This window comes from Coleofasciculus sp. (genome assembly GCF_046539235.1).
Classification (GTDB): Bacteria; Cyanobacteriota; Cyanobacteriia; order Cyanobacteriales; family Coleofasciculaceae; genus Coleofasciculus.
On record NZ_JBKHHI010000194.1, the window covers coordinates 1 to 11,914 of the forward strand.

Annotated in this window: 8 protein-coding genes; 5 read left to right on the forward strand and 3 right to left on the reverse strand. The window is 45.9% G+C overall.

The window, feature by feature from the left end; genetic code table 11:
* Nucleotides 1–675, forward strand: a 675-nt coding sequence (locus tag ACLFWI_RS17215) for an N-acetylmannosamine-6-phosphate 2-epimerase (protein ID WP_446413931.1), incomplete at its 5' end; no start/stop codon positions are given.
* Nucleotides 676–1,401: 726 nt separating this feature from the next.
* Here the strand turns inward: ACLFWI_RS17215 and ACLFWI_RS17220 are convergent.
* Nucleotides 1,402–2,550 carry a glycosyltransferase family 4 protein gene (locus tag ACLFWI_RS17220; protein WP_446413932.1) on the reverse strand — a complete coding sequence of 383 codons (1,149 nt, stop codon included), beginning with the start codon at nucleotides 2,548–2,550 and terminating at the stop codon, nucleotides 1,402–1,404.
* Nucleotides 2,551–3,334: 784 nt separating this feature from the next.
* On the opposite strand from ACLFWI_RS17220, the gene ACLFWI_RS17225 reads away from it, so the two are divergent.
* Genes ACLFWI_RS17225 through ACLFWI_RS17240 form a run of 4 tightly spaced genes read left to right on the forward strand, consistent with a single transcriptional unit; the run spans nucleotide 3,335 to nucleotide 10,059 of the window.
* Nucleotides 3,335–4,144: a DNA double-strand break repair nuclease NurA gene (locus ACLFWI_RS17225; RefSeq protein ID WP_446413933.1), complete on the forward strand. Its 810-nt coding sequence runs from the start codon at nucleotides 3,335–3,337 to the stop codon at nucleotides 4,142–4,144.
* Entirely contained in the window at nucleotides 4,141–5,874 is a 1,734-nt protein-coding gene (locus tag ACLFWI_RS17230; RefSeq protein WP_446413934.1) for an ATP-binding protein, read from the forward strand. The genes ACLFWI_RS17225 and ACLFWI_RS17230 overlap by 4 nt, the downstream gene beginning before the upstream one ends.
* Nucleotides 5,875–5,885: 11 nt before the next feature.
* Nucleotides 5,886–7,055, forward strand: coding sequence for a metallophosphoesterase family protein (locus ACLFWI_RS17235; protein WP_446413935.1), 1,170 nt, complete (start codon nucleotides 5,886–5,888; stop codon nucleotides 7,053–7,055).
* On the forward strand, nucleotides 7,042–10,059 hold the full coding sequence (locus tag ACLFWI_RS17240; RefSeq protein WP_446413936.1) for an AAA family ATPase: 3,018 nt from the start codon (nucleotides 7,042–7,044) through the stop codon (nucleotides 10,057–10,059). The genes ACLFWI_RS17235 and ACLFWI_RS17240 overlap by 14 nt, the downstream gene beginning before the upstream one ends.
* Nucleotides 10,060–10,495: 436 nt before the next feature.
* Here the strand turns inward: ACLFWI_RS17240 and petD are convergent, their stop codons facing one another.
* Both petD and petB read right to left on the reverse strand, forming a co-directional pair.
* Complete coding sequence (gene petD / locus ACLFWI_RS17245) at nucleotides 10,496–10,978, reverse strand: cytochrome b6-f complex subunit IV (protein WP_006105395.1); 483 nt, start codon at nucleotides 10,976–10,978, stop codon at nucleotides 10,496–10,498.
* Between the two features lie 56 nt (nucleotides 10,979–11,034).
* On the reverse strand, nucleotides 11,035–11,703 hold the full coding sequence (gene petB / locus ACLFWI_RS17250; RefSeq protein ID WP_446413937.1) for a cytochrome b6: 669 nt from the start codon (nucleotides 11,701–11,703) through the stop codon (nucleotides 11,035–11,037).
* Nucleotides 11,704–11,914: the final 211 nt, after the last annotated feature.

Sequence of the window (11,914 nt, forward strand, 5' to 3'; positions counted from 1 at the left end):
TTACGTCACGGTTTAATCGTGTCTTGTCAAGCCCCCATTGACTCGCCACTCCATGATCCATTGGTGATTGCGGCGATGGCGCAAGCCTCTGTGAATCAGGGCGCGGTTGGGGTGCGAATTGATACCCCTGCCCATATTCAAGCGGTGCGGCAGCAATGTCCGAAAACGCAGATTATTGGATTATGGAAACAGCAGATACCGGGTTCTGAGGTTTATATTACCCCTCAATTCCATCATGCCCATGCGATCGCGTCAGTCGGGGCTGATATTATTGCCCTTGATGCTACGTTACGACAACGCCCTGGCGGGGAAACCCTCTCTGAATTAATTCCCCGAATTCACGAGGAACTAGGGAAACCCGTTATGGCAGATATCGATACGATTGAAAGCGCAACCGCCGCCGTGAAAGCTGGGGCTGATTTTGTCGGAACAACCCTGTATGGTTACACCGCCTCAACCCAACATCTTCAACCCCCAGGATTTGAACTTTTGTCCCAAATCGTTAAACAGTTAGACGTGCCAACCATCTGTGAAGGGGGGATTGCTTCGCCCAAAATGGCACAACAAGCCCTCCAGTTAGGCGCTGATGCTGTGGTAGTGGGAACAGCGATTACGGGGATTGACTGGCAGGTTAAAGCTTATCAAAAGGCGATGAGGGATGGTTATGAATTATGAATAATTCATTTGCATTTCCTATTTTCGCCGATTTACGGTAAAATGAAGGGTTTTTTTCGGGTATTTCTATTGCCCATGCGATCGCAAAAGTGAAAAAATGTAAATAGAGCGGTAGTCCGCGACTAGGGGTATTCGGGTTCAGGTGCGAAACAGTCCCAGGTTCAGCGCAGGGTGGTGGCGATTGGCACACAGACTGGCGATCGCTCAACCGGGCGTTGACCAAGATTGTAAAGAATTGCAACTAATGTGCATAACCTCTAGCCAAGTGGACGTATGAAATAGTGGAGGTGATGGTTATGCTGACATTCTTGATTTTGATTGCCTACCTTACAGGTTCTGCAATTTTCCTTGATGTTTTGTTTAAGGAAGAACTAGAACAGTTGTGAACTACCTACACTGACTCTCCGAGTTCAGTGTAGGCTTCTGATTTCACGGGGGAATTTAAGGATCTCAAGACAGTAAGTAATTTTTCTTAATTAGGCAGTGGGTTGTTCGGGTTTAGTGCAACTTTTCCCTTCTAAACCTTGATTCAGGGTATTAGTAGCGAGCAAGATGCAAAGCCTGCGGCATGGCTTCGCTAAACGCACTACAAGGATCTCGCAATTCTTGACATTATGGTTTAAATGCCGAACAGCTTATCTTTCATGACCCATACTATAAGACGGCGGTGGGGTAGCTTGTCTTTCATTCAAGAAACGGGCTTCCCTACTGCCTTTTTAGGGTTTATCAAGGTAAATTATATAAGAGTTGTTTAAACTGTTCCTGAAAAGCATCTCGGCTAAATTGAGCCAGACATTGTTCTCGCAACCACTCCCCATCACAGCGCTGATCCTCGCCTTTGAGGATTTCAATACAGGCTGCTGCTACGGCGTCTGGATCACGGTGCGGTACTCGCCAGCCTAAACGTCCATCTTGTAAGGGATCAGCCGATCCATCGGCGTCCCCAGCTGACACAGGTTTACCACATGCCATGGCTTCTAGATAAACAATACCAAAGCCTTCTTGAGAGGGCATGATATAAGCATCCGCTATGCGGTAATGTTCAACTAAGTCACTGGTGGGAACAAACCCAGCAAAAACCACGCGATCGCGAACACCAAGTTCTTGAGTCAATTGTGCTAATCTAGGCTGATCATCACCGCGCCCAATAACTAAATATTTCACCTCTGGGAAAACCGCCGCGATTTTGGGGAGGGCGCGAATCGTCACATCCACTCCCTTATAAATATCCCCTGACCACAGACGTGCTACAGTCATTAGTACTTTAGCCCCTGCCAAATCATATCGCTGAATTAACGCTGGAGACTTTTCACCAGGCGTAAATGCATCACCATCCACCATACAAGGTAAAATCTTTATCTGATCGGGATTTAAGTCATTCGCCGCACAAGCGCGATCGCGACTATAGCGACTAATTGTCCAGATTTGAGCCGCACCAGTCAGCGCCTGACGTTGGGAATTGGGTAATTCCTGCCAAACTTCCTTACCATAAGTCAAAACTGTGTAAGGAATACCCAATGGCTGACAAAGAAACTGAATCAGAGGGGCTAAGTTAATATGACCACAGAAGACATGCTTGGGGCGTTTTTGCCATAAACAAAGCCCCAGCACTGCGGCTAGCCTGAGACGCCCTAGCATGGGGGGTTTGGTTTTCAGGTAATGGAATTGTAGACAGGGAACATCAAATGGATTGTCGCAATCTGGGCTATCCCGGAGTAAAAATACCTCAGCCTCTATCTCCGCTTCAGATTGAGCCTGAATGGATATATACGCTTGTAATATATTTTTGACGTAGGATTGAATACCGCCTTCAATGGCAAAAATTTCTAGAAAAACAAATACATCATGAGTTGGGGTATTCTTTAGAGTTGTCAATTGTGTCTGTGTCCCCTACTGACAAGTTCAACTGAAGAAACCGGAGTGTCCTATCTGTCTCAACGACGGTTCAGGAAAGGAAGAGCAAGTTCCAAGTGAGATATATTGCCAAGGGCGCAAGCCTTGCGACCCTACAGTTGGTTGTGCCCCATCGGCTTGGAAACCGCGATATGCGGTTTGACACTTTCTCGATGGCGCACCCCCACAAGAAACTCTACACTTAGAATCATGCCACACTTTAGCTTGTTCTCTCCCATATCACTGGCGCTTCCGAAGTGAAAATGATAAGAAAATCTGATAAATCTAGCTAAAGCACCACGGTGTAATGCTTGTCGGTTGGGTTGACAACGGAAACCAATCTTATTAAGCTAAGAAGCTGGGTTTTCCTCAAATCAAGCTGATCGAACAACTAGCTGAACCAGGAATAGGATTCTGGTTCAATTACGTTAATCCGTGTTTTCACGGATGTACAACCGATGACTATACCGTATGTTAAAAAAATAAACCTTCTAACTTTCTCTCAAAGGAGGCAAAAATTACTGTTACAACTACTGTTACAACTAATACAACTAATTTCTGGCGAGATAATAACTTTCGTCTTGAACCTTGGGGGACTGACTACGAACCCCCGATTGAGCTGAATCAAGAACTTTCTATCTCGGAAAGCGAAGTTGATCCCACCGTCGAAACAAAAGACTGGACAGCATTTAAACCTCGACAACCGCCTGCACTCCCCAATCGGCTCATCTTTATTGATGGGCGTCGCCGTATCGATGCGGCTGTTGTGGGTGGAGAGAGAGACAGCATTTATTACGGAGCCTTTGGCACGATCGCAGTTGGTGCTGTAGACTTGTATCGAGCCACAGGTACAGCCACCTATTCAAACTTGACAATTCGCAGGATTGTTGGTTTTGGTGGCAACCAACAAGCTGAACTGACTTGCATTCCTTGCCCTCTGGGTAGCCAAGCTGAATTAGTCTACGAACCCATTCCGCCTAGTGATGAAAATACGCCTCAAGTTCGCAAGTCTCTGATCCAGAATGTCATGCTCAAAGCCGAGGATCGACTGGCGGCGGAATTGTTGGCAAAGCAACCGGAAACCTTAATTATTCGGGATGGGCATTTGCGCTGGTATGGTCAACCGGATACCACACTAGGTTACGTCAAAACGATGCGTAAAACCTACCTATCCGGAGACTGTGCGGCTCTCCTTTGGACGTTGGCACCCGGAGAGAGAACTCCAATTTTCGCGATTCGAGACAAAAGTGACTTAAGACGACGCTGGAGTTGGTACCTACGCTCTGGCAGCTCCGATATCTGCCTGAAGCGCTTGGGTTATCATGAGCTACAAGGACTTGTCCGCTTAGAGTTGTATAGCGAATCGGTTCCCTTCGACCAGGCAGTAGAAATCGCCGACCAAAGTACCTCTCTAATTCCCCAGTATGCCTCCCATCCTTGCCGCGATCCCCGCGCCCCACAAAATCTGACTCCCGTTGGTGCCTTGGAGCGAGAGTTGGGACGACGGATGGGTGATAGAGCCGTGATTGAACGGCGTCTCCGAGGTTTCTTTGCCTCTTTAGGAGTAATGTCATGACGACAACTATTGGTTTTGTTCTCGGCACCCTGGAAGCCACTCCTTTGGAGTTTTGGGTTGCCGTTTCACCGGGTCATGTTTTGCGATTAGATGATGTGGTGGAAGTGCAAACGTCTCGTCCTGATGGTGCAGGAGTGGTTCGCTTTTATGGTGTGGTGGATTACGTCCGCACCATGTATGAAGGAGCGCAATTTGATACTGACACATTCTTGGTCAAAAGTGGCAGTTTACCAGCCAACATATCCTACGCGGCTCATGTCCAAGTAACCCGGATTGAACCGGAGGACTACTTACCACCTCAGCCTGGAGATCCTGTCGAGCTAGCTGTGGATGAAAATTTGAAGGGTGCCTTACACTTTGATGGCATGGAAAAACGCATTCCAGCAGGCATGATGCGTAACAGTTTTCCGGCTTACTTGAACTTTGAATTTATCAATGGCGAGAAGGGCGCTCACATTAATATTTCTGGAGTATCAGGCGTCGCAACCAAAACATCTTATGCGTTGTTTTTGCTGCACTCCATTTTTAACTCGGCGGCGCTTGGCGCTCAACGAGCCAATACGAAAGCCCTGATTTTCAATGTTAAGGGTGAGGATTTATTTTTCCTGGATAAGTCTAATCGCAAACTCCGAGCTGAAGATTACGCCAACTATCAGACATTGGGAGTCCCCGTCGAGCCGTTCAACGATGTCCGCTTCTGTGCCGCTCCCAGGAAAGGTTCTCACGATGTCGATCCCCATTTAGACCAGCGTTCCGATAATATCTCAGTATACCTGTGGAGTATCCGAGAACTGTGTCGCGATCGATTGTTTAGTTTTCTCTTTGCTGGAGAAGACTTAGAACGCGGTAATTTGGGCTTTTTAGTGGCGGGTGTTCAGGAAAAACTGGCACGGTTAGCCGAAGATAATGACCGAGCCGATAAAAAAGCGAACCGTCAATTGGGTGTACGTTTGGACGTTGAACCTTTTGGCGCTCTCGATAAACAAGAGATTGAAACCTTCAGAGATTTACTGGAGTTTCTAGAAGACAAACTGGTAGAAAATCCTGATCATAGCTGGTTGGGGCGTAATGCTGCGGCTACGGCTGAGGCATTAATTCGCCGCCTGTGGGGAATTCACAACGAAATGGGTCATTTGATTCGGGGAGACTTGCCAAGAGAGCAACTGAGCAAATACCACCTTGACCCCCTCTCAGATGCCCATCAACTTACAATTGTGGATATCAACAAACTGGGTGGAAAAGCCCAAAAATTTGTCGTTGGTGTGCTGTTGCAAAAGCTGTTCTCTGAGAAAGAAAAACGCGGACAAAACCCTGTTGTGTTTATTGTATTAGATGAATTAAACAAATATGCACCCCGCGAAGGTCGTAGTCCGATTAAAAACCTATTAGTAGAAATTGCCGAACGCGGACGGTCTCTAGGAATTATCCTGATTGGTGCCCAACAAACCGCCTCAGAAGTCGAACGGCGTGTCGTCGGACAAGCCGCGATTCGGGTTGTTGGTAGACTCGATTCGGCTGAATCTGAACGCTCAGAATATAACTTTCTCACCGGAGCTTGTCGAAAGCGATCGCTCCTACTGAAATCAGGCAGTATGTTTGTCCATCAACCGGAAGTTCCCGCACCATTACTGATTAATTTTCCTTTCCCCGCCTATGCTACTCGTGAAAGTGAAGCGAGTTTGACTGAAGCAGAAATTGCCCAACTTGAAGATGATCTTGACCGTTTTTAGGAGGAAAAATTATGCGTCTAATTCATACCTCTGACTGGCATTTAGGACGACGACTTAAAGGTGTTGATCGCACCCCAGAAATTGAGGCAGCGCTCAATGAATTACTAGAGTCAGCCAAAACTCTAGACATTGATGCTGTCTTAGTCGCTGGTGATATCTTCGACGTACCTAGTCCCACGGCTGATGCAGAAAAGGTTGCTTATAACTTCTTTTGCCAACTACGAGATGCTAAAATTCCAGCGGTTGTTATTGCTGGAAATCATGACTCAGCTTTTCGCATTGATGGCGTATCCAGATTGCTTTCTCATGTGGGTGTTCATGCCTTAGGTAGACCCCGAAAAGCTAATCAAGGGGGAGTTATTCAGCTCGATACATCTAGCGGTAAATTGTCTGTAGCCGCCATGCCTTTTGCTTCAGAACGCAGGTTGTTGAAATCTGAGGATTTGTGGGACAAAGATGATTTAAAACAACGCCAACATTATAAAGATAGAATTAAGTACCTCCTTAAAAAATTCACTAGCAAATTTAGAGAGGATAGCGTCAATATCGTGATGGCACACCTGACTATTGATGGTGCGATCAGGGCGTATTCGGAAGTAGACTATTACACAAGAGATACCTACAGTCTGGCTGGGCAAACTCTACCATCAGAAGCTCAATATATTGCCTTAGGACATATTCACAAACCGCAACAGATTTCCAACGCGGCTCCTACCTATTATTCTGGTTCGTTGATTCAAGTAGATTTTGGGGAAGCTGGAGAAGAAAAGGGATTTAATTTAGTGACCGTTGAACCCGGAAGACCCGCTCAAGTTGAGTTTAAGGCAATTTCCTGCCAAAAACCGTTAAAGGTTATCCGATGTCATGAATCTGATTTAGATGAAACCTTGGCAGCCAATCGAGAACATCCCGGCTTTTTGAAAGTAATTGTCGAACTCAATACCCAAAAAATTGGTTTAGCAGACAAAGTGCGAAAAGTCTGCCCTCAAGCTTTGATTATAGAACCGAAATATCCAGAAGTTAAAACTAAAAAGCGGCAACAATACCGAGATGCCAATCACTTTGACGCCGTTGAAGAGTTCCGTAACTACTGGCGCGATCGCCAAGGAACAACTCCCGATGATTCGGTTTTAAAAGAATTTGAAACGTTATATCAGGAATTAAGCGATGCGACCCATTAAACTTACACTAGAAGGATTTACCAGCTTCCGTACTCGTCAAACTCTCGACTTTTCTACCCTTGATTTATTTTCAATTACAGGATCAACTGGAGCTGGAAAGTCATCATTACTGGATGCCATTACTTATGCGTTGTACGGAAAAGTTGCTCGAAAATCCAATATCGGTGAACTGGTGAGTCAAGGAGCCAGTGAGTTAAAAGTAGAGTTTCAGTTTTTTGTCAAACAAACCGAATATAAAGTAACCAGAACGTGGCGGTATCGTCCCAGTACTCCCCTTACAAAACTTCTGTTGGATAAAGGGCAAAATGGGACATGGGAACGCTGCGATCTGAAGATAGAAGACATTTTAAGTATGGACTTCGACACCTTCACTCGCGTTATTGTTCTGCCACAAGGACAGTTTGACGAGTTTCTCAAAGGAAACGCCACCAAGCGTCGAGAACTTCTGCGTCAGTTAGCTGGATTTGAGATATTCGAGCGGATGCGAAAAGAAGCGAGTGATCGTGTTAAAGGCTTTAAAACTGAACGCGAAACAATAGAACGATTATTAGCTGAAATTAAAGCGCCAACAGAAGCTGAGATCCGGGAAAAGCAAGCGCAACTGAAAGCTTTAGAAGCAGAAATTCCTGAATTAGCTGAAGCAGCTACCACTGCCCAAAAATTACTCGATGATCAGGAAAGATTGTATGAGCAAATTAAGCGTCAAACTGAATTGCAAGAGGATTTAGCTAAGCTAGAGGAGCAAGCGCCTAAAATTGCGTCGTTGCAGCAAAAATTAAATGAAGCTCAAGCGGCTAATACTCTTCAGGCGGATTGGAGATTACTACAAGAGGCTAAAACTGAAGCTGTAAAAGCAGAAAATGATGTCAAAGCCGCTGTTGAAAAACTGACTCAAGCTCAAGCCGATTTAGAATCTCAGCGTCAAAAATACGAGCGTTTCCAAACTCAGCAAGCAGAAATAAGAGAACAGCTAGAAGTTCGTGAACGTAACTTAACAACGGCTAAAGCTTACGAGGAACAACGTCAACAGTATGAGCAGGAGGTGACACAGGTATCAAAAATTTTCAAGTCAAAAGAGCAAAAATGTTCGGAAGCGGAGAAAGAATTACAATCGGCTCAAAAAAAAGAAAAAGCGGCTCGCGAACAGCTTGTTTCAGCTAACGAAAAACTGGCACAATCCTCTCCTGGAGGTGATCGCCTAGAGACATTGAACCAAGCTATCTTCTTATTAACGCAATGGGAAGCCATTAATAAAACCACCCAATCAACCCGTAATAAATGGGAAAAAGTGGTAAAAGAGCGGCAAAAAGCAGAACGCGAATTGGCAAAGGCTACCTCGCAGCACCAACAAGCGGAAGCTAAATTCCAAACCGCTAAAGCGACACTCAAAGAAGCCGAAGCAGCCAATGCGATCGCAACTCGACACAATCATTCTGCTGCCCTGCGTGCTTCACTCCAACCCGGAGATATCTGTTCTGTTTGTGGTGGTGTTTACCCCGAAGCTGATCAACTTCCCCCACTGTCAGAATCGGCTGAAGTCGATATTACCCCATTGCAAGAATCAGCGACAGCAGCAGAACAGGTATCCCATCAAGCCTTTACTGCACTGGCAAAGGCACAAACGAAGTTAGAAACACGACAGCACCAAGAGTCAGAGGATCGTCAGGAGTGGGAAAATTATGAGGCTGAATTAACTCAATGTCACAGTAAAATTAGTGCTGTTTTAGATACCGAAAACTGGGAAATTTCCGCCCTCAAGCAGGAACATCAAACGCTGATTGATAGTAACACTCAATATCATGAGGCATTAGCAGTAAAAGACAAGGCAGAGAATGAACTGGAAAAGTGGGAACAGAGGTTACAGTTTGCCCAGAAAAGTTATGCCGCAGTATTAGAGGAGGTACAAGCTACTAGCCAAGAGGTTGAGCAGCGTCAGCGTAACCTTGAGGAAGTACAAGCCAAGCTAGATCAGTTGACGAATGGTAAATCTTACCAAACTCTACGCCAAACCCTAGATCGAGAGAAGAAAGATCTGGAACGCCAACAAAAAACTGTTGAGGAGGCTTATCACGCCGCGCAAAGACGTGCGATTCAAGCTGACGAGACAGACAAACAAGCCAAAGAGGTAGCCGACTCTACCCGTGCTGAAAGAGAACAGCGTGAGGCTCAATGGATTAAGACATTACAATCGGTCAACTTTTCTGAGGAGAGCTTCCAAGATGCTCAAGTAACTCCGGAACAACAGGAAAAATGGCAGACTGCAATCGCGGATTACGAACGCCAAAACGTTCAGTTATCTACCCTTCTCCAAGAGATAAGCCGCTCCATTGGAAAAAGGACAACCGACGAGGAATTAGTAGAGCAACACCGCCAAGCCAAACGTTCTGCCGATGATCAGGTTAAACAGGCATCTGCAAAACAGGCACAACTATCAGCAGAAATGGAGGTTGCTCTAGACAGGCAAAAGCAAGCCAAAAAACTCTTAGAGGAGCAATCCCAGTTTGCCGAACAGGAACAGATTTATTACACCCTATCACGCAATCTCAAGTCAGATGAATTTCAAGATTACATCTTAGAGAATCTACAAGCCGAGTTAGTTGCTTGTGCCACAGAGCGACTTAAAGAGTTAACCGATTCTCGCTATGCCTTGAGAATTCAAGATGGAGAATACTGGGTTGAGGATAATTGGAACGGAGGGGAAATCCGGCGGGTGCGAACGCTTTCTGGTGGTGAAACCTTTGCCACTTCTCTATCAATGGCGCTAGCACTATCGGAAAAACTGTCAATGGGCGTAGAGTTGGGCAGTCTGTTTTTAGATGAAGGATTCGGAACGTTGGATACAGACACCCTAGAAAGCGTTACCCAGATTTTGCGATCGCTGGGGCAGCAAGATCGACTGATTGGGGTGATTACTCACATTCGAGCCTTAGCAGAGCAATTACCAACCCAGGTTAAGGTTCACAAATCCCCAGAGGGTTCGCGGCTAGTAGTCGAAGCATTGTAAAGCTAGTACAAGAAGGCAGAAGTCCGAAGGCAGAGGGCAGAAGGCTATAAGGAACCTATGGTAAGCTGTTCGGCATTTAAACCTTAATGTCAAGAATGGCAAAATCCTTGTAGTGCGTTTAGCGAAGCCATGCCGCAGGCTTTGCATCTTGCTCGCTGCTAATACCCAATTTAAATGCATGACAGCTTAGCTGCTTTTAGGGAGCTTATTAACTGGTTAGTTATTTCTGCCACGATGCACTAGTTTTTTAAACACAATATATAGCGCTTCGCGCTGGTCTAGTTACACTTTGTTTGTACGAACATCCCATCTGGACTCAGTTTCAGGTAAGGGAGTTGTAAATACACCAGAGCGATTTGCTATAACACCTGCCATTGCCTTAGCTTGAAAGATAACTAAGACAGCGACAGGTGTTAATTTCAAAGACTTTGAACGTTTAGAACAGACCCAAAGTAAACGACTTATCAATGGGGAACGTCGCGCCAATACCCATCCACAGCGTAACCAGGGTACCAATCATAAAGACAGTGGTTGCCACTGGGCGGCGGAAGGGGTTTTGGAACTTGTTGACGTTTTCGATAAAGGGAACCAGGATTAGACCAAGTGGAATCGCTCCCGTCAACGCAATCCCTAAGAGTTTATTAGGAACAACGCGCAAAATTTGGAATGAAGGATAGAGATACCATTCCGGTAGGATTTCTAGGGGAGTGGCAAACGGATCAGAGGGTTCGCCAACCATAGCTGGATCGAGGACAGCTAGAGCAACGCATAGCGCGATTGTCCCCATAATCACGATTGGGAAGGTGTAAAGCAGGTCATTGGGCCAAGCCGGTTCACCGTAGTAGTTGTGACCCATGCCTTGAGCCAATTTTTCGCGTAATTTGGGATCACTGAGATCCGGCTTTTTCAGAATTGACATGATTTTAAATGTCCTTAATCACCAAAGAGTAGCACGTCTTTGTCAGGAATCGCAGTTTAGAGGGGACCAGAGATACCCTGCTTGCGAATCATGATAAAGTGCAGCAGCATGAAGACGGCAATGAGCCAAGGAAGAACAAAGGTGTGTAGGCTGTAGAAGCGAGTCAAGGTAGCTTGACCCACACTTTGACCGCCACGAATGAGTTCAACGATGGAGGCACCCACTACAGGAATCGCGTCAGGAACACCGGAGACGATCTTGACCGCCCAGTAGCCCACTTGATCCCAAGGTAGAGAGTACCCGGTCACGCCAAAGGAAACAGTAATGACTGCCAAAATTACGCCTGTTACCCAGGTCAATTCCCGTGGCTTTTTGAATCCGCCCGTCAGATAAACCCGGAAGACGTGCAAAATCATCATTAGCACCATCATACTGGCAGACCAGCGGTGGACGGAACGGATCAGCCAACCGAAGTTGACATCCGTCATGATGTACTGTACAGACGCAAATGCATCAGTGACCGTTGGTCTGTAGTAGAAGGTCATGGCAAATCCAGTAGCGAACTGGATAATAAAGCAAACCAGAGTAATGCCACCGAGACAGTAGAAGATATTAACGTGGGGAGGAACGTACTTTGATGTTACGTCTTCAGCTAATGCCTGAATTTCTAGACGCTCCTGAAACCAGTTAAAAGCTTTTGATTCAGTTACCTGCTTAGAAAACATGAAGCCAGAATTTTTAGAAGGATATTGCTGGAAAGCGTGTGAGCTAATCCTGGATAGGGTTAAGTCTATCAGGAAATGAGATAGCTCAGGGGCTAGCGTGTTGAATACCGCTGGGGCGGAATCTTTGTATCGGGAACACTGACCCGATTTGAAATTGCTCTATGAGAAATGTAACATAACTTGACAAGAGTAGTCCTTTGTCATTGGTCAT